The 19,925-nt window shown below is 66.5% G+C and carries 12 protein-coding genes; 7 read left to right on the forward strand and 5 right to left on the reverse strand.

Annotated features, from left to right (window positions below; genetic code table 11):
- Positions 1–313: 313 nt before the first annotated feature.
- Positions 314–1,375: an SDR family oxidoreductase gene (locus tag ASF14_RS19340; protein ID WP_056439193.1), complete on the reverse strand. Its 1,062-nt coding sequence runs from the start codon at positions 1,373–1,375 to the stop codon at positions 314–316.
- A 94-nt stretch (positions 1,376–1,469) separates the two neighbouring features.
- Here ASF14_RS19340 and ASF14_RS19345 point away from each other — a divergent pair, with 94 nt between their 5' ends.
- A complete protein-coding gene (locus tag ASF14_RS19345; protein ID WP_056439196.1) occupies positions 1,470–1,850 on the forward strand; it encodes a winged helix-turn-helix transcriptional regulator in 381 nt (126 codons plus the stop codon).
- 45 nt (positions 1,851–1,895) lie between these two features.
- On the forward strand, positions 1,896–2,168 hold the full coding sequence (locus tag ASF14_RS19350; RefSeq protein ID WP_056439199.1) for a hypothetical protein: 273 nt from the start codon (positions 1,896–1,898) through the stop codon (positions 2,166–2,168).
- Between the two features lie 14 nt (positions 2,169–2,182).
- Here the strand turns inward: ASF14_RS19350 and ASF14_RS19355 are convergent, their stop codons facing one another.
- A complete protein-coding gene (locus tag ASF14_RS19355; protein WP_082442354.1) occupies positions 2,183–5,533 on the reverse strand; it encodes a PAS domain S-box protein in 3,351 nt (1,116 codons plus the stop codon).
- Between the two features lie 86 nt (positions 5,534–5,619).
- Here ASF14_RS19355 and ASF14_RS19360 point away from each other — a divergent pair, with 86 nt between their 5' ends.
- Together ASF14_RS19360 and ASF14_RS19365 are read left to right on the forward strand one after the other, a co-directional pair.
- Positions 5,620–7,455, forward strand: a complete 1,836-nt coding sequence (locus tag ASF14_RS19360; protein WP_056439205.1) for a cation:proton antiporter — start codon at positions 5,620–5,622, stop codon at positions 7,453–7,455.
- Positions 7,452–8,096 (forward strand): OmpA family protein, encoded by a 645-nt coding sequence (locus ASF14_RS19365; RefSeq protein WP_082442355.1) that lies wholly within the window; start codon positions 7,452–7,454, stop codon positions 8,094–8,096. The genes ASF14_RS19360 and ASF14_RS19365 overlap by 4 nt, the downstream gene beginning before the upstream one ends.
- On the opposite strand, the gene ASF14_RS19370 is transcribed toward ASF14_RS19365, so the two are convergent.
- The 3 genes from ASF14_RS19370 to ASF14_RS19380 form a co-directional block, all read right to left on the reverse strand.
- Positions 8,097–9,071, reverse strand: coding sequence for a DUF6607 family protein (locus tag ASF14_RS19370; protein ID WP_056439208.1), 975 nt, complete (start codon positions 9,069–9,071; stop codon positions 8,097–8,099).
- Positions 9,072–9,085: 14 nt separating this feature from the next.
- On the reverse strand, positions 9,086–11,257 hold the full coding sequence (locus ASF14_RS19375; RefSeq protein WP_056439211.1) for a TonB-dependent hemoglobin/transferrin/lactoferrin family receptor: 2,172 nt from the start codon (positions 11,255–11,257) through the stop codon (positions 9,086–9,088).
- A gap of 392 nt (positions 11,258–11,649) precedes the next feature.
- Complete coding sequence (locus ASF14_RS19380; protein WP_056439213.1) at positions 11,650–13,905, reverse strand: glycoside hydrolase family 3 N-terminal domain-containing protein; 2,256 nt, start codon at positions 13,903–13,905, stop codon at positions 11,650–11,652.
- Positions 13,906–14,071: 166 nt separating this feature from the next.
- Between ASF14_RS19380 and ASF14_RS19385 the strand changes: the two genes are divergently transcribed.
- The 3 genes from ASF14_RS19385 (at position 14,072) to ASF14_RS19395 (ending at position 19,807) form a co-directional block, all read left to right on the forward strand.
- A complete protein-coding gene (locus tag ASF14_RS19385; protein ID WP_236697154.1) occupies positions 14,072–15,181 on the forward strand; it encodes a LacI family DNA-binding transcriptional regulator in 1,110 nt (369 codons plus the stop codon).
- 4 nt (positions 15,182–15,185) lie between these two features.
- A complete protein-coding gene (locus ASF14_RS19390; RefSeq protein WP_236697155.1) occupies positions 15,186–18,269 on the forward strand; it encodes a TonB-dependent receptor in 3,084 nt (1,027 codons plus the stop codon).
- Between the two features lie 62 nt (positions 18,270–18,331).
- Positions 18,332–19,807, forward strand: a complete 1,476-nt coding sequence (locus ASF14_RS19395; protein WP_056439219.1) for a glucoamylase family protein — start codon at positions 18,332–18,334, stop codon at positions 19,805–19,807.
- Positions 19,808–19,925 lie beyond the last annotated feature (118 nt).

Here is a 19,925-nt window from a genome sequence, read left to right on the forward strand (position 1 = left end):
CGATAGATTCCGCCAGACCGATGGGTCTTGGTATCATATTGGTTACTATTTGGTCTAAATGGCGCTAACATGCTGAAAATTACGCCACGGCTCGGTATCGACCAATGATAGCGGTATCATGAAATTATAGTTAATGGCTGCGACGATAGCATCCATCAAATCTCGGGTGGCCAATCAAAAATATTTTTGCGCCTGTCGTCGGCAGACCGTTTGAAGGGAGGGGGGAGGCGTTTGCCAACCCTGTCGAGGGTCGCGACTCGCGTGGCGAATCCCTCGACGTTGCCGGGTCCAATGGCTGTTTTTATATCCTCGCTTACGGGATCAGGCGGTCGGCACGGAGCCGTTCGAACAGCGTAAAGAACGCATCGTCGGTCGGCTGATAGCCGGTAAAGCCCAGCCGTCGGCTCTTGGACATGTCAGTCACCACCTCGATCGGGCGGCCCAGATCGGCATCGGTGTGCCAGGGCGAGGCGAGGCGGTTCAGATCGGGTTCGGCCAGTCCCTCGCGCATGGCGATCTCGCGCCATAATGCGGCATCGTTCGCCATCTGCTGCTCCAGCGGCCGCACGATGCCGTCGAACGGTGCGGCCTCGACGCCGAACCAGTCGGCGATGCGACCCCACATCCATTGCCAGCGGAAGACATCGCCATTGACGACGTTGAATGCCTCGTCATGCGCCGCCTCGGTCTCCGTCGCCCAGAGGAGATGGCGGGCGAGCTGCCCCGCATCGGTCATGTCGGTCAACCCCGACCACTGCGTGGCCGAGCCGGGGAAGGTGAAGGGCCGCCCCGTCTCACGGCACAAGGTCGCATAGACCGCCAGTGTCGTGCCCATGTTCATGGCATTGCCGACCGCTAGCCCGATCACGGTAAGCGGGCGGTGCACGCTCCAGGTGAAGCCGTCGCGCTTGGCGGCGGCGAACACCTCGTCCTCCTGCGCATAATAGAAATTCTCGACGTCCAGCCGACCCTGTTCCTCGCGGAACGGCGTCTGCGGCAGGGTGCCCTTGCCATAGGCCTCGAACGGCCCGAGATAATGTTTGAGGCCGGTGACCAGGGCTACATGGCGCGGGCCGGTACCCCCGCGCAGTCCGTCGAGCAGGTTGCGCACCATCGCGGCGTTGACGCGGATATTCTCCGCCTCGCTGTCCTGCCGGGCCCAGGTGGTGATGAAGACCGCATCGGGGTTCACGTCACGCAGCGCCGCCGCCGTCGCGTCCGGGTCCTGAAGGTCGGCGGCGACCGGATGCACGCCCGCCTGCTCGGTCGGTCGGCGGGCCAGGCCATGGACGGTCCAGCCCTGTTCCACCAGGAGCGCCGTCGTCGCGCTGCCGACGATCCCGCTCGCGCCCACCACCAATGCCGTCTTCGCCATAAAAGCCTCCGTTATCAGGGATTTCAGCTAGGTATGGGTGGACAGCACTTCCAGACGGCACCATCTGGGCCCCCAGGCACCAGAAGGTAACCATATGCAGCCGGGATCACGCGACGAGGAATGGCGGGAGGACTGCGCCCCGCGCCGCGTGCTGGAATTGTTCGCGACGAAATGGACCAGCATGGTGCTGCATACGCTGCACGCCCGCCATGGCGGCGTCGCACGGACGGGCGTCCTCCAGCGCAGCCTGCCGGGCATCTCGAAGAAGATGCTGACCCAGACGCTGCGCGACATGGAGGGTAGCGGGCTGCTGACCCGCCATGTCCAGAGCATCATGCCGCCGATGGTCGAGTATCGCCTGAGCGATCTGGGGCAGCGCTTCGTCGAGCCGGTCGAGTTGCTGTATGGCTGGGGCCGCGACAATGCCGATGCGCTGGACCGGTTGGTGCCGCGCCCGCGTTCGCGCCGGGCCTGACCGCCGACTTGCCTCGGACCCGGATCGGGGGCAGCGTGCAGGGTGATGGAGAAAGCAGAGAAATCCGACGATTATGCACGCGGGCGGCGCGACGGCCTGCGGCTGGCGCTGTCGATCCTGGAGGCGGAGGAGGCCAAGTGGGAGGCGCTGCTCGGCGAGAGTTCGTCCTGGCGAACGAATGCGACCCGCTCGATCCGGCACAAGGCGTATCAGGTCGCACGCAAGCGGGTGCAGACGGCCCTCAACCGGCTGCTCCCCAAGGGCGAGACCGCGCTTCCGGTCGAACTCGCGACGATGATCGACCGGGTCGGGCTATAGGGGCAGGGCGCGCTTCAGCCCGACAGCATCTCGCCGACGCGGCGTTCCAGTTCCAATATGTTGAACGGCTTGGTCAGTACCTCCATGCCCTCATCCAGATGGCCTGCGCCGACCGCGGCATTGGCGGCATAGCCGGTGACGAACAGGATTTTGAGCGCAGGGCGAACCGCCCGGCCCGCATCGGCGACCTGACGGCCGTTCAATCCGCCGGGCAAGCCGACATCGGTGACGAGCAGGTCGATCCGTTCGGCCGATTGCAGCAGCGAGACGCCCATCGGGCCGTTGCTGGCGGTCAGCACGCGGTATCCGGCATCGCGCAGCACTTCGCCGACCAGATCGCGGATCGCGCTTTCATCCTCGACCAGAAGGACCGTCTCCCCCTCATGCGCGCGGTGCCGGTTCGCGGAGGTTTCGTGCGGGTCGGCCAGTTCATGCTCACCGGGCAGGCGGGGCAGGTATAGCCGCATCGTGGTGCCAGTGCCGACTTCCGAATAGATGCGGACCTGGCCGCCCGACTGGCGGACGAAACCATAGATCATCGACAGGCCCAGCCCGGTGCCCTCGCCGATCGGCTTGGTGGTGAAGAAGGGGTCGAAGACGCGCTCCATCACCTCGGGCGTCATGCCGGTGCCGGTGTCGGTGACGCACAGCGAGACATAATCGCCTGCGGGCAGGTCCTGCGCCGCCGCTGCGCGGGTGTCGAGCGTCTTGTTGGCGGTCTCGATGGTCAGCTTGCCGCCCTCGGGCATGGCGTCGCGTGCGTTGATGCACAGGTTCAGCAGCGCGCTTTCCAGCTGCGGCGCGTCGACCAGGATCGGCCACAGGCCCGGCGCGGAGGCGAACGTCACCTCTATGGCGGGACCGATGGTGCGGACGATGATGTCCTCCATCCCCGCGATCAGGCGGTCGACATCGGTGGGCTTGGGCGCCAGCGTCTGTCGTCGCGAAAAGGCGAGCAGCCGCTGGGTCAGCGCGGCGGCCCGATGCGCCCCGTTCTGCGCCATGGAGATGTAGCGGTCGAGCTGGTCATGCTGCCCCTTGGCGATCCGCATGGCGAGCAGTTCGAGCCCGCCCGTCACCGCCGTCAGCAGATTATTGAAATCATGCGCTAGACCGCCGGTCAGCTGGCCCACCGCCTCCATCTTCTGCGCCTGACGGAGCTGTTCCTCGGCCTGTGCCAGCGCAAGCGCCTGTTCCTTCTGTGCGGTCACGTCGCGGCCGGTGGCATAGGTCATGTCGCCGGCAGGCGCTGCGTTCCAGGAAATCCAGCGGATCGAGCCGTCCTTGTGGCGATACCGGTTCTGCACCACCGGCTTGCCGCCGTTCGCCGCCAACTCATAGGCATAGACCGTGTCGTCATGATCCTCGGACACGACGAATTCGTTGACGTGACGGCCGACCAGTTCGGCCTGATCATAGCCCAGAAGGCTGGTCCACGCCGGATTGACCCGCCGGACGACGCCGTGAAAGTCGATGACCAGCATCAGGTCGGGCGAGGTATCCCACATGCGGTCGCGCTCGGCGGTGCGTTCGGCGACCTCGTCCTCCAGCGTCTCGTTCATCCGCTGCAGCGCTTGCTCGGCCCGCTTTCGCTCGGTGATGTCGATCGACGAACCGACCAGTCCGACGACATGGCCCGCCGCATCGCGGAACGGCGCCTTGGTCGACAGCCATGTCGCGTGCGTCCCGTCCGGGAAGTCGACCTGTTCCTCCAGCACCTCGGTCCGGCCTTCGGTCATGACCCGCCGGTCATTGGCCATGACGATTTCCGCCTGCGCCCGGTCGTCCAGGAATTCCAGGTCGGTCCGCCCGATGATCGCCTCGATCGGCTTGCCGACCAGTTCGACCGTACCGCGATTGGCGGCGAGCATCCGGCCGCTGCTGTCCTTGGCATAGACGACGCCGGGCACCGCCTCCATGACGGCCGCGAGCATGGCATTGGCGTGACGCAGGGCATCCTCGGCCGCGCGCCGGTCGGCAATGTCGATGACCGAGCCGATATAGCCCAGAAACTCGCCATCCGGGCCGAAACGCGGCGAGGCGGCATCGATCGCCCAGCCATAGGACCCGTCCGCCCGGCGCAGGCGATAGTCGATGCGGAACGAGGTATGCGTCGTATTGGCCTGGCCGAAGATACGCTCCGCCTCGGCCCGGTCGTCGGGGTGGGTGGCGTTGAGCCAGCCATAGCCCAGCGCTTCGTCACATGTCTGACCGGTATATTCGTACCAGCGGCGGTTGAGATAGGTGCAGACACCGTCCGCATCGGTCATCCACATCATGACCGGCGCATGGTCCGCCATGTTGCGGAACCGGTCCTCGCTGTCGACCAGCTCGACACGCGCCCGGGCCAGTTCGGCATCCCGCGCCCGGTCCTCGGTCTCGTTCCGGCCGATCTTCAGATAGCCGATGATCCGGTCGCCGCCGTCCCTGATCGGATGGGTCGTGCCGTTGAGCAGCACGAGCGCCCCGTCCGGCTTGCGATGCCAGCGAAGGTCCGGCGCGCAACCCTCCGCGGCGGCGCGGGCCATGTGCCGGGCCGGAATGCCTTCGGCACGGTCCTGGGGCACGAAAATCTCGTCGATGGGGCGGCCGAGCGCATCCCCGTCGCGCCAGTCAAAGATCGCCTGCGCGCCCGCCGACCAGCTGGTGATCCGCCGCTGGGTATCGGTCGCGATGATCGCATAATCCCGCGCGCTGTCGAGGATCAGACGCATCCGTTCCTCACTGGCCCGCAGCGCCTCATTCTGTCGGTCGAGTTCCTCGACGGAGCGGCGCAGATCGAGTTGCGCCATCACCTGTCGCGCCAGCACGCGCAGCGTTTCCTGCTGCACATCGGTGAATGCGCGCGGGCGATAGTCGAGGACGCAGAGCGTGCCGATCGCCAATCCGTCCCCGGTCTTCAGCAAGGCGCCCGCATAGGCCCGGATATGCGGGGACCCGGTGACCAGCGGATTGCAGGCGAACCGCGCATCCTCGCGCAGGTCGGGCACGATGAGGAAATCCTCCTCCAGCAAGGCATGCGCGCAGAAGGAGCTGTGCAGCGGCGTCTCGCGCACGCCCAGGCCGACCTCCGCCTTGAAGAACTGGCGTCCTTCGCCGACCAGGTTCACGACCGCGATCGGCGTATCGCACAGCCTGGCAGTCAGCGCGGCGAGTTCGTCGAAAGTCGGCTCGCGCGGCGTGTCCATCACGCCATAGCGATCCAACGCCGCAAGCCTGCGTCTCTCGGGCGCGTCGCTGTCGTTATGGTCCATCGATGGTCCGGCCATGGCGTTGAGGTGGAACGGGGCGCAAAAATACCGACTTGTGACGCCTGCGCAACTGTAGGCACGGCGCAACCCTTCGATATCCTTCACGTCAGGCATGATCCCTTTTCGGCGGATCGTGCCCGGCGCACCGCATATGGCGGGGCAGCGGTTACCTTTGGGAAGCCTGTGAGTTACACGGCACCATGGAACAACAAGCACTCGTTTTCGCGCTGATCGGTGTTCTGGGCATCGGCGCGCAGTGGATTGCGTGGCGGACGGGGTGGCCCGCCATCGCCCTGATGCTGGCCGCCGGTGTCATCGCCGGACCGATCACCGGGCTTATCATTCCCGAACATACCTTTGGTGATCTGCTGGAACCGATGATCTCGGTGGCGGTCGCGCTGATCCTGTTCGAGGGGGGGCTAAGCCTCAATTTTCGGGAGCTTCGCAAGACCGAAGGCGCCGTCACCCGGTTGATGATGATCGGCATCCCGCTGGGCTGGGTGCTGGGGTCGCTGGCCTGTTATTATGTCGCGGGGCTGGTCTGGCCGGTGGCGATCCTGTTCGCTGGCATATTGGTGGTGACGGGGCCCACCGTCGTCATCCCCCTGCTGCGCCAGAGCAATATCGCGGCGCGCCCGCGTGCGATCCTGAAATGGGAAGCGATCGTCAACGATCCGTTCGGCGCGCTGTGCGCCGTCATCACCTATGAATATCTGCGCCGCGTCGACGAGGGGGGCACGCTGGCGTCTGTCGTTATCGCGCTGCTGGGCGCGGCGGTGGTGTCGGGGCTGATCGGCTATGGCATGGCGCGGGCCATCGCCTGGGCCTTTCCGCGCGGCCATGTGCCCGAATATCTCAAGGCCCCGGTCCTGCTGGTGGCGGTGATCGGCACCTTCGTCCTGTCCAATCTGATCCAGCAGGAAACCGGGCTGCTGGCGGTGACCGTCATGGGCATCGCGATCGCCAATATGCGGCTGGACTCGCTGCGCGACATTCATCCGTTCAAGGAGAATGTGACCGTCCTGCTCATCTCCGGCGTGTTCGTGTTGCTGTCCGCCTCGCTGGATTTCGAGGTGCTGCGCCTGTTCGAATGGCGCTTCGCCGCCTTCCTGTTCGCGCTGCTGTTCCTGGTCCGCCCGGCGACCGTGCTGATCGCACTGGCCTTCAGCAAGCTGCCCTGGAACGAGCGGTTGCTGATCGCCTGGATCGCGCCGCGCGGCGTCGTCGCGGTGGCGGTGTCGGGTCTGTTCGCGCTGCGGCTCGACCAGCTGGGCTATGGCAACGGCAATATCCTCGTCACCCTGTCCTTTGCGGTGGTGGTCGCGACGATCATCGCCCACGGTTTCAGCATCCGCCATGTCGCGCGCTGGCTGAAGGTGACGGGGGCGACGCAGAAGGGGCTGCTGGTCGTGGGCAGCACGCCCTGGAGCATTTCGCTCGCCCGCCAGATCCAGTCGCTGGGCCTGCCCGTGATGATCGTCGACACCAGCTGGCAGCGCCTGTCGGCTGCGCGTCAGGCGGGGATCGAGACCTATCATGGCGAGATCCTGGCCGAGACGACCGAGGAACGGCTCGACCTCACCCAATTCCAGGTGCTGGTCGCGACGACCGAGAACGAGGCGTATAACGCGCTGGTCTGTAGCGAGTTCGCGCACGATATCGGCCGGGACTCGGTCTATCAGCTCGGCGGCAGCGGCGACCATGAGGATCATCGCCGCCTGCCCGAAGCTCTTCGCGGCCGCGCGATGTTCACCGCCGGGCACGGCGTCGAGGACATCCTGCGGCGCGAGGCGGCGGGCTGGACCTTCCGCAAGACGCGGATCAGCGAGCAGTTCAAGTTCGACCATGCCCGGTCGATCCTGCCGGACGAGGCCGACATGCTGCTCGTGCTGCGCAAGGACGGTCTCATCCGCTTCTTTACCCATGCCGCCCGGCCAGCCCCGCAAAATGGCGACATCGTCATATCCTACGGCCCCTCGCGTCACGGCGATCCGGACGCTAATCAGGTCTTCGAAACGGGAGAGGTAGGCGCATGACGATACCGACAGGGAACATCCGGGCCGCACGCGCCGTCGCGACGGCCCTGGTCGCGCTGGGCATCACCGCCTGTCAGCCGAGCCGCGAACCGGCCGCGAACGAAGCCGCCGAAACCCCGGCCAATGTCGAGGCCGAAAGCAACATGGCCGTGTCCGGCAATGCGGTGGCGGCGGAGGAACCGGAAGAGGCCAAGAAGTCGATCATCCGCCCGGATGTCGAACCTTCGCCCACCCCGACGCCGCCCGCCGAGCCGGTCGAACTGACCGTCCCATTCCCGGCCAAGGGCGCCCAGCCTGATCCGGCGGGGATCGCCCTGCTCGACACGCTGGCCGCCGATCCCGTGCTCGCGCTGGGCGGGCCGATCACCATCTGGGGGCATAGCGATTCCTCCGGCTCGGACGCCTCCAACCTGATCGCCTCGCGCAAGCGGGCCGAGGCGGCGCGGGACTATCTGGTCAAGAGGGGCGTCGCGGCGGAGCGGATCACCGTCATCGCGCTGGGCGAGGCACGGCCGATCGCCCCCAATCGCAAGCTCGACGGCTCGGACGATCCCGAGGGGCGCGACAAGAACCGCCGGGTCGAGATCAAGGTGGACCTGCCCAAGGCCGCACCGGCGGCCGAGGGCAGTGATCCGTCCTGATCATCCGATCCTTTTGGTGTTCCGATCGATCAGTGCGGTCGCCTCGGCCGTTCCGGCCTCGCTGGTCATCTTGCCCGACCGGATGTCGTCGGCGATGGCCAGCAGGCGACCGCTGATGACCGTCCCGGTTTCCGCCTGCTCCTGAATCGCGATGCCGCCCTTCGTATCCGCCACCCGGCTCCAGGCCGCCCGCACGGTGGCCCAATAATCCTTCGTCTTTGCCCAGTAATCGTCGGCTGCCTTCCCATCAAAGCCGTCGAAGCGTTCATAAGTGTTCAGCACCGATTCCTGGACGATGGGGACGAGCTTGCCGTCCTTGAGGCCCATCTTCATATTGTCCTGCCAATGCACCCAGCCGGTCGGCGTCGGCTGGTGCCGGTTGATCGCGTAATAGCGGTCATAGACCGGATGGCGGACGGCATCGCGGCGGGCCAGCGGGCGCCAGGTCCAGTTGGATCGCCAGCGGCGGACACCGCCTTGCGTCTCGAACTGGCCCCATCCGGCATAGCGCGGGCTGTCATCGACCTGATAGACGGTCTGTGACCAGCGCCCGGCGCGCATCCGTTCGGGCACGGCTTCCCATACCCATTTGCCCTGACCGGCATAGACCAGCACGCGCGAGGGCTGGTAATCCCAGTCCTGCCGCCAATGCTTGATGACATGGGTCTCGCCGTCATGCTCGACGACCAGCAGATGCTGGAGCGCGATATGGTCGGGCCTGTCCTCGATCACGCGAACCACCTCGTTCCCGCCCGAGATCTTGCGGTCCAGCGGCGTATAGTCCGCCGCCCAGGGTGTCGTTTCCTGCATGTCGAAGCGGACCTTAAAGGTTCCGGCCATCGCCAGGATGTCGGCGCGGTCGGCGGCCTTGGCGGCTTGTGCCTCGACGGCGGTCTGCCGGAGCGGACCATCGGCCAGGGCGGGGACGGGCAGCAGCGCGAGCGCCGCGACGATCAGCATCGAACGGTTCTTCATCGAATAGACCCTTTTCAGAAACGGAGGGTGAGCGAGGCGCTGGCGTTGCGGCCCGGCTGAGTGAAGGCGATGGGCGGCACATCGGCGGCGCCCGCGGGCAGGGGGCGCGGCACACCGAGGCCGCGGACGTCGGACCACCAGGCATAGGTGGCATTGGTCAGGTTGAAGATACCCGCGCGCAGCGTCAGCGCATCCGTCACCCGGGCGAACAGCGTCGCGTCCAGGATCGTGAAGGCGGCAGGCCGGAAACATTCCGTACTGAACAGGCCGGTGGTGTCACGAGCCGCCTTGCGCGCGCTGTGCGTCATGATGACCTGGCCGCCGAAGCGCCCATGGTCCGGCTCGCGCCAGCCGATGCCCATCACCAGTTTGAGCGGATCGACGGTGGCGAGCGGCCTGCGGGCGTCGTTGGCGGCGATCTGTTCGCCCTCGGCATAGGACAGGGCAAGTTGGCCGGTGAGGCCATTGCGCGCCCGCCCCTCGAAGCGGGCCTCCGCGCCCTTTACCTTGGCGCGGTCGAGATTGACGAACTGGTACAAGGCGGGGTCGGCGGGCGTGAAGGTGCCGCCCACGACCTCCTGACTGATGAAGTCGCGATAATCGGCCCGGAAGACGCTGGCCGACAGATCGACGGCCTCGCTGTTCAGGCGCAGCCCCGCCTCGATCGCCTCGCTGGTTTCCGGGCGCAGGTTCGGGTTGGGGATCGAGGTATAGCCAAAGGCCAGGTTCGAGAAGAACTGGTTGATCTGCCCCGGCTCGGGCGCCCGGAAGCCGCGCGCATAGCTGGCGAACAGCCGCAAGGCGGGGGCGAGGTTCAGGACCGCGCCGATGCGCGGGCTCAGCCGGTCCGCCGATTGGGCGGCGCCGACAAATCGGGGCAGCAGCGGATCGCGATCGGGCGACAGACGATACCAGTCGTAGCGCAGGGCGGGATGCAGGGTCAGCGGCCCGATGCCGATCTCATCCCCGACAAAGGCCCCGGCCAGGGTGAAGTCGGTCGTCGGAAAGGCGCGCGTCGGAAAGATCTCGCCCGCAGGCGGAACCGTGCCGTCGCGCAGCCCCCGCTGGCGCAGCACGCTGATATCGGCGCCCGTCACCAGCCGGTGCGTGATCGGACCGGTCGAAAAGCCCAGCCTTATCTCGCCTGATCCGCCATAGACCCGGTTTTCCAGCGTGTTGAGCCGGGTGCGATCCGCCAGCGTCACCCGGTCCTCGGCGCTGAACTGGCGGTTGTTCGCGTCCTGGACATAGGCTGCCGCGCGCGCGAACTGGACAAGTCCGGCCCCGTCATAGGTCCAGTCGAGCCCGGCGCGCCACCGCTTGCCCGTGTCGCGCGCCTGCAACCCCGCGACATTGCGGTTGATCCCGGTCAGCACATCGGTGTCGATGCGGTTGTCGAGATACTCGCCGGTGGCGCGAAGGCGATGCCCGGGCGCGACGTCCCAGACCAACTTGCCGAGCAGCGCATTGGCCCGCCCGTCCTGCGGATTGGGTGCGGTCCGGGTGACGCCGGTGCCCTCGACATCGCCCTTGTTCTTCAGTTCGGAGAAGTCGCGCCGCGTATAGGCCAGCATCGCCGATACCGCGCCCGAGCGGCCCGCGACGACCCCCGACTGGGTGAATTCCTCGTCCGCCGAATTATACTGTGTCCGCAGCGAGCCGCCAAACGTCTTGCCGCCCAATATGTCGGCGGGGTCGCTAGTGGTGAAACTCACCGCCCCCGCCAGACCGTCGCTGCCGTACAGGGCGGAGGCTGGCCCCCGCAGAAACTCGACCGACTTGATCAGGCCCAGATCGACATAGTCGCCGCGCCCGACATCCTGCGCGCCGAAGCTGAAGCCATAGGGGACACGGACCCCGTCGACCTGAATCAGGACGCGGTTGCCGCCGATGCCGCGAACGACGAAGCCCTCATTCCCTGCGCGGCCCGTCGTGCCAAGCGCCGCGCCGAAGCGGGTGGGCGCACGCCGCACGCTGATCCCCGGTTCGAAGCGAACCAGATCCTTGATATCGGTCGCCAGTTCGTCCGCAATCTCATCGGCATTCTTGACCGAAACGGTCACCGGCGCATCCTGCGCCTGGATCGGTGCGCGGGTTGCGGTGACGACGACATCACGCTGCTCCGTCGCGTCTTCCTCGCGCACAGGCTGTCCGAGCGCTGCCATCGCGGCCAGCGTCAAAAGCATGAATCACCCCTTTAGATATTAACAATCATTCTCATTAATCAGCGCGCAATAGCGTGCGCAACCAAAATATGAGAATGAGTCGCATTACTTATTGCGGTGATTGGTGGGCTGTGCGTTTCAATGCCGGGTTGAGGCAGGCGTCGCATCGCTGCGGTTGCGTCTCGCGTGCGGCCATCCATGGATAAACCGAATGGGCCGCTCGAGCGTGTCGCGGCGCGTGCGCATGAGGGCATAGCTGACCGCAACTACGATCATTCAGAACGTGATTCATGCGAACGGCGTCGGAATGCCGCAGCGATTTAGTGGAATCCCGTCATTGAGGAGATTGGCGAGTTCGCCGCGCCTTGTCGCGCCCCCTTCGGACCGTGTCCGGATCGAAGGGGGCGCGACAATCACGCCAAGGTGAACATGCCCGCAAGCCCCTCGGCCTCGGCCGATGGGGCGACCCAGAGGCGGAAAGCGCCGGGTTCGGTGGTCGGCTTCAGGTCGCGACCGGTGAGGGACAGGTCGGCGCGGGTGAGGGTGAAGGTCACCTCCTGTGTCGCGCCCGGTGCCAGGGTGACGCGGGTAAAGGCCTTCATCACGCGCACCGGCTGGGTCACGCTGGCCACGACGTCGTGGATATAGAGCTGGACCACTTCGGTCGCCGTCATGCGACCGCTATTGGTGACGGTCGCCCGGATCGTCAGCGGGGCGTCGCCCATCGTCGGGCTGCTCAGGCGCAGGTTCGAATAGACCATCTCGCCATAGGTCAGGCCGTGCCCGAACGGGAACAAGGCACTGTTCGGATGCTCGCGGAAATGCGTCTTGTAGGGCTGGAGAGCCCCCGGCGGATTGGGGCGGCCCGTGCTGCGATGCGCATAATAATAGGGCACCTGTCCGCTGGCGCGCGGGAAGGACACGGGCAGCCGTGCCGAGGGCGACACTGCGCCGAACAGCACATCGGCGATGGCGGGGCCGTCCTGCGAGCCCAGGAACCACGTCACCAGCAGGGCAGGAGCCTTCGCCACCGCGCCGGTCAGGGCTAACGCGCGCCCGGTGCGCAGCAGCACGACATAGGGTTTGCCGGTCGCGGCGATCACCTCGGCCAGTGCCTGTTGCTCGGCGGGCACGGTGACCTCGGTGCGCGATTGCGCCTCGCCCGACATATTTTGCGTCTCGCCGATCGCGAGAACCACGATATCGGCGTCGCGCGCCGTGGCGACGGCACGCGCCACATCGCTGCCATCGTCCAGGGTCGCACCGGCGAGCGTCTCGCGCACCGCCGTGACCAGATCGATGGCCTCGCGGTCGGTGCCATAGACGTTCCATGGCCCGATCAGGTCATGCCCGCCGCCCGCAAAGGGTCCGATCAGCGCGATCTTCTTGCCCGAGCGGGGCAGGGGGAGCAGGTCGCCCTCGTTGCGGAGCATGACGATGCTGCGCGCGCCCGCCTCGCGGGCCAGGGCCAGCGTCTCGGGCGTGCGAATCCGTGCCTTTTCGCGCGCCGGGTCGATGCGGCGGAACGGATCGTCGAACAGGCCGAGCGCGACCTTGAGCGCGAGCACGCGGCGCACCGCCTCGTCCAGCCGGGCCAGCGGCACTTCGCCCTTCTCGACCAGATCGGGAAGATATTTGAGATACAGGCCGCTCTGCATCGACATGTCGACCCCGGCCAGGAAGGCCAGCCGCGCCGCATCGCGTCCGTCCTTGGCGAAACCGTGCGCGATCAGTTCCTCGTCGCCGGTATAGTCGGAGACGACCAATCCGCCGAACCCCCATTCCTTGCGCAGGACGGTATCGAGCAGCCACGGGTTGCCGGTGGCGGGTATCCCCGACAGATCGTTGAACGAGGCCATGACGGTCGGCGCTCCGGCCGCGAACGCCGCCTGGAAGGGCGGGAAATAGATGTCGCGCAGCGTCCGTTCCGACACGTCGACGCTGTTATAATCGAGCCCCGCCTCGCCCGCGCCGTAAGCTACGAAATGCTTCGCGCAGGCCGCGACTGCATCCGGTGCGGCGAGGCCGCTGCCCTGAAACCCCTCAACGCGCGCCGCCGCCATCAACCGGCCGAGCAGCACATCCTCGCCCGAACCCTCCACGCCGCGACCCCAGCGTGCATCGCGGGCGATGTCGACCATCGGCGCGAAGGTCCAGTCGATCCCCGAGGCCGCCGCCTCGGCCGCCGCCGCGCGGGCGGTCCGGCGCGCCAGATCGGGGTCGAAACTGGCCGCCTCGGCTAGCGGCACCGGAAAGACGGTGCGCAGGCCGTGGATGACGTCGGCGGCGAACAGCAGCGGGATCTTCAGCCGCGATCGGCGCACCGCCTCGGTCTGCATCCGACGCGCCATCTCCGCGCCATTGCCGTTGAACACACCGGTCAGCTCGCCCCGGCGCACCATGCGCAATTGCGTGTCGAAGCTCGACGCCGCGCCAGCCGGATTGAGCGAGGTCGCCGCACCCCCCGCCCAGGCCGCGGCGAGCAGGTTGAGCTGCCCGGCCTTTTCGGCCAGCGTCATGCGCGGGATCAGCGCCTCGACCGTCGCGGGAAGCGGTCGTTCGGCAACGAGGGAAAGCAGGGCGCGTGCCGGACTGGCCGACCATGCCAGCGCCGCACCCGCCCCGGCCAGCCATGCGCGCCGTGAAATCCGCCGATCCTGCCCGTCCATCCTGCTCCCTTTCCACGTCATTTCGATGCCGTCTACGCCGTTGCCCGGATCATATTCCAGGCCGCCGTCCGGATTTCGTTACGCCGACCAATCGACCGATTGATTGTCATGTCGGCTTCATGTAAGCGGTTTCTGTAAGCGGTTACAAGCCCGCGATACAGAGAGGATGCTTCAGCCGGCCATGTCGCCTGCCCGACCCACATCTGCCCCTGCCGCCGCTCCGGCGGCGCGCGGTGACTCTACCGCCGCTCCGTCGGCGCACAGGGCGCATGCGACGATCCATGACGTCGCGCGGGTGGCGGGCGTCTCGGTCGCGTCGGTGTCACGGGTGTTCAACGGGCGCGACCATGTCCGCGCGGAGATGCGTACACGTGTCGAGGAAGCGGCCGCGCAACTGGGCTATGTCCCCCATGCTGGCGCGCGAAGCCTGAGCATGGCACGGACCGGCGCGATCGGGGTGGTGCTGCCCGACCTGCACGGAGAATTCTTCTCCGAATTGCTGCGCGGCATGGACCGAGAGGCGAGCACGCGCCGACTGGGACTGTTGCTGACCGTGCTTCACGACGGGCGCGGTCTCGACACGCTGACGGCGCTGCGCGGGCAGGTCGACGGGCTGGTGGTGATGGCGCCGGAACTCGACCCCGATGTCCTTGCCCGGCATATGCCGCGCGGGCTGGCGGCCGTGTTCCTGGCCTGCGCGCCACAGGTCGGCAGCCCGAACCTGCGGATCGACAATCGCGCCGGAGCCGCCGCCGCCGTCACGCATCTGGCGGCGGGCGGAGCGAAGCGGCTCGTCCATATCTCCGGCCCCGCGGGCAATCTCGACGCGCAGGAGCGGCGCGCGGGCGCGGAGGCCGCCGCCGCCGAGGCGGGCGTGGCCCTGAGCGTGATCGAAGGCGACTTTCTGGAGGCCAGCGGCACCAAGGTCGGCGAACGCGTCGCGGCGGGAACGCTGGTGGCGGATGCGATCTTCGCCGCGAACGACATGATGGCGATCGGCGCGCTGATGGCGCTGAAGCGCCACGGCATCGCGGTGCCGGAACAGGTGGCGGTCGCCGGGTTCGACGACATTCCATTGGCACGGCTGGTGAGCCCGGCACTGACCAGCGTCGCGATCGATATCGCGGCGATGGGCGCGCGGGCCGTGGCGCAGCTTGCCGCGCGGATCGCGGGCACGCGCGAAGAATCTTCGGGAGACGCATCCACCGGGGTGGACGAGGTCATCGTCCCGCATCTGATGGTGCGTGAGACAACAAGAGAAACGGACAGGGGATAGGTTTATGACACGGAACGCTTTCAGGCTGGCGCTCGCCGGGGCGACGATGCTGGCGGGGCTGGGTGCCGCCACGATGTGGAGCGCGCCCGCCATGGCGCAGGCCGGGCAGGCGGCGTTGCGCGGCGTGATCCGCACCGCGCCCGACAATCCGTTGCAGGACGTGACGCTGGTCGAGGTCGACACCGGCTTTCGCCGCACGGTCGTGCCCGGCGCGGACGGCAGCTATAATTTCCCGTCGCTGCGGGCTGGCGCCTATCGGCTGGAGATCCGCCTTCAGAACGGCACGCGCAATTCGGACCAGTTCACCCTGCGCGTCGGGCAGAATGCCGGGCTCGACCTCGACCTGACCACCGCCCCGGCACCGGCCCAGCCCGCACCGGGCGACAATACCGCCGGTGAGACCGCACCCCCGCCTGCCGAAGCCCAGCAGGGCGACATCATCGTCACCGGCAGCCGCATCCGCTCGCTGTCCGGCGGGCAGGTCGGCATCAACATCACGCCGCGCCTGATCGAGCAGTTGCCGCAGAACAGCCGCAACTTCCTGGCCTTTGCCGATCTCGCACCCGGCGTGCGCTTCATCGAAAGCTCGGACGGCAGCTCGCGCATCCAGGGCGGGGCGCAAGGGAGCAACTCGGTCAACGTCTTCATCGATGGCGTCAGCCAGAAGGATTACGTACTGCGCGGCGGCCTGACCGGCCAGGACAGCTCGCCCGGCAACCCGTTCCCGCAGCTCGCGATCGGCGAGTATCAGGTGCTGTCGTCCAACTACAAGGCGGAACTGGACCAGGTCAGCTCGGTCGCGATCATCGCGGGCACCAAGTCGGGCACCAACGAATTCCATGGCGAGGGCTTTTTCGACTTCACCAATCAGAATCTGCGCGACCGTCGCCCGACCGAAATCTATCCCGCCAAGATCGCCAAGATCCCCTCGGAGGACAAGCAGTTCGGCGTCGCGCTGGGCGGCCCGATCGTCAAGGACGTCGCGCATTTCTTCGTCAGCTATGAGGGCAAGCGGCGGCAGGTGCCGATCGACATCCTGCCGACCAACGGCGTCGCGGTGTCGAGCCTGCCCGCCCAGTATCGCGACATTTTCGGGTCGTTCAACTCGAGCTTCCGGCAGGACCTGTATTTCGGCAAGATCGACCTCGAGCCGACCGACAAGGACCTGGTCGAACTGACCGGCAAATATCGCAACGAGACCGGCGTGCAGATCGGCAATGGCAATGCCGCCTTCTCCACGCGCACGCTGAGCAAGGTCAACGAGAAGCGCGGCATGCTGCGCTGGCAGCATAGCGAAGACTCGTGGATCAACGACGTGCGCGTCTCCTACGAGGATGTCGCCTGGTCGCCGCAGCCCGCCGAGAACGGCATCGGCCAGCAGTTCCGCACCACGACACGCAACGGCAGCAGCGTGTCGACCTTCGACCTGTTCCGCACCGGCGCCGGGCTGGGCTTCCAGGACAAGGGGCAGAAGGGCTGGACCGTCCAGGACGATTTCACCTGGACCGGCGTCGAGAACCACACGTTCAAGGTTGGCGCGAAGGCGAAATGGGTGACGCTCAACTCGCTCGAGCAGAACCTGATCAACCCGCTCTATCTCTATGACACCACCTTGCCGTCCGCGAGCGGTTTCAACGACCAGATCCCGTACAGCCTGCAATTCGGCGCGAATGGCAGCCTGGGCGATCCGCGCATCCGTTCGAAGAACTTTCAGCTCGGTCTGTATGCGCAGGACGACTGGGACGTGACCGACCGGCTGACGCTGAACCTCGGCCTGCGCTGGGATTATGAGCGGACCCCGGCGTTCCTGAACTATGTGACCTCCGCCGAGAACGTCAACGCGGTGTCGCCCGCCAACTATCCGAACCTGGTCAACGCGGATTACAAGATCGGCGACTATATCTCGACCGGCAGCAACCGGAAGGCGTTCAAGGGCGCATGGCAGCCGCGTGTCGGCTTCACCTATCGCCTGGATGAGCAGGGCCGGTTCGCGGTGTTCGGCGGCTATGGCCGGTCGTACGACCGCAACCAGTTCGACTTCCTGCAGCAGGAACTGGCCAATGGCCGTTTCCAGCGCCGCGAGTTCCTGTTCCAGGGTGCCGACACGATCAATCCGTGCACGCCCGGACCGAATTGCATCCCGTGGAACCCGATCTATCTGACCGACGCCGGTCGCCAGCAGCTGATCGGCAATGGCAGCCCGGGCGGGCGCGAGTTCCGCTTCATCAACAACGATCTGAAGGTCCCCTATTCGGACCAGTTCAGCTTGGGGCTACGCGGGCGGTTCAACCCGGTCGAGCTGGAGGTCGGATATACCCGGATCGTCAGCAAGGACGGCTTCGTCTATCTGCTCGGCACGCGCCGTCCCGACGGGTCGTTCTTCGCGCCGTCGCCGACCACGGGTGCGCCGCAGGGACCGAACACCAGCTTCGCGCCCAGCGGTTACGGCGCGATCATCCTGGGCGACAATGGGCTCGAGACGCGCGCGGACTCGGCCTATGCCAAGCTGACCAAGGCCTATTCCGCGGCCTCGCCGTGGAGCATCGACGCCACCTATACCTTTACCGCGGCGGTGGATAACCGGCCGAACAACGACCAGTCGTCCTACTTCCTGCTCGATTTCCCCAAGGCGTCGGATTACCCGATGCTGCGTTCGGGCGTGGTGCCGCGTCACCGCTTCGTGGTGGCGGGCAGTGTCGACACGCCGCTGGGCGTGACGATGTCGGCGAAGTTCCAGATCGAGAGCCCGACCTTCCAGCGCGCGCTGCTCGACACGTCCACGCCGTATCAGCGGACGCTGGTCGGATCGGAAGTGTTCGGACTGGGCGATCGCTGGGGCCGTCGCCAGCTCGACCTGGCGTTCACCAAATATGTGCCGTTGAAGTTCATCAGCGATGCGACGCGCATCCGCTTCCGCGTCGACATCATCAACGCGATGAACGATCGCAACTATGTCGACTATAACAACGACCCGAGCGACACGACGCGCACGCCCGGCTCGCCGAGCCTCTATCGCGAGGTGTCGACCTACAGCATCGGCGGCAATCCGCCGCGCACGGTGAAGCTGTCGGCAGGCTTCAACTTCTGATGCGTCCTCCACCGTCACCCCGGCCAGCACCGGGGTGACGGTACAGAATCGAGAATGACCGCATGACGTTCGATCGACGCGATATCCTGCGCGCCGCGGCGCTGGGCGGGGCGGGGTGGCTGGCGGGGTGCACCGCCGGGCCGCTCGCGCCGAAGCGGGCGCCGCTGCTGGCCTTCCCCGGCGCGCTGCCCAGGGTCGGCACCACCCCGGCGAGCGCCAGCGATCCGCTGATGGACGATATCCAGCGCCGGACCGTCAGCTATTTCTGGAATACCACCGATCAGGCGACCGGGCTGGCTCCCGATCGCTGGCCGACCCCCAGTTTCGCCTCGATCGCGGCGGTCGGCTTCGCGCTGACCACCTATCCGATCGCGGCGACGCGCGGCTGGATCACCCGAGCCGCCGCCGCGCAGCGCACGCTGGCCACGCTGCGCTTCTTCGCGAACGCCCCGCAAGGGCCGGACAAGGAGGGGATGACCGGTTATAAGGGGTTCTTCTACCATTTCCTCGGCGTCACCAAGGGGCATCGCTTCGCCCGGACCGAACTGTCGACGATCGACACCGCGCTGTTGCTGGGCGGCGTCCTGTTCGCCCAGACCTGGTTCGACGACGAGGCCGACCCCGCCGAGCGGGAAATCCGCTCGCTCGCCGACCAGCTTTACCGCGCAGTCGAATGGGACTGGATCACGCCGCGCAAGCCCTTCGTCTCGATGGGCTGGCATCCCGAGAGCGGGTTCATTGGCTCCGACTGGAACATCTATAACGAAAGCCTGATCCTGTACGTCCTGGCGCTGGGCTCGCCGACCCATGCGCTGCCGCCCACGACCTGGGACGCGTGGACGGCCAAGTTCGACCCGTCCTGGGACGAGAAATACGACAATCCCTTCACCGCCTTCCCGCCGCTGTTCGGGCATCAGTACAGCCAGGTCTGGATCGACTTTCGCGGCCTGATGGATACCTATTCCAAGCGGCGCGGCTTCGATTATTTCGAGAATAGCCGCCGCGCGACCTATGCGCAGCGCCGCTATGCGATCAACAATCCGGCGGGTTGGCGCGGCTATGGCGAGAATGTCTGGGGGCTCACCGCGTGCGACGGGCCGGGGGATTTCGTGCGCGAGATCAACGGGCGCAAGCGTGAGTTCTTCTCCTATTCGGCGCGCGGCCCCGGCGACCGTGACGACGGCACGATCGCACCCACCGCCGCACTGGGCTCGGTGGCCTTCGCGCCCGAGATCGTGCTGCCAGCGGCGCGGGCCATGTACTCGACCTATGGCACCGCCATCTATGACCGCTACGGCTTTCGCGACAGCTTCAACCCGACGCTGACGCTGACCGACGTCAAGCTGCAGCATGGCAAGGTGGTGCCCTATATCGGCTGGGTCGCGGACGATTTCCTCGGCATCGACCAGGGGCCGATCGCGTGCATGATCGAAAACTGGCGCAGCGGCCTGATCTGGAAGACGATGCAGAAAAACCCCTATATCCGCGCCGGGCTGGAACGTGCCGGGTTCAAGGGCGGCTGGCTTTCCCCGGCATAGCCGATGTCTTTTTAGCGACCCCGGGCCCCCGTGGAGGCATCGGCGTGCCTGGCGGGTCGGTCGGGTTGCTTTATCTCTGGCCTGGGTTGGGTTAGTCCGTTTCCCCATAGGGTGGCAG

The organism is Sphingomonas sp. Leaf257, assembly GCF_001422185.1.
GTDB lineage: Bacteria > Pseudomonadota > Alphaproteobacteria > Sphingomonadales > Sphingomonadaceae > Sphingomonas > Sphingomonas yabuuchiae.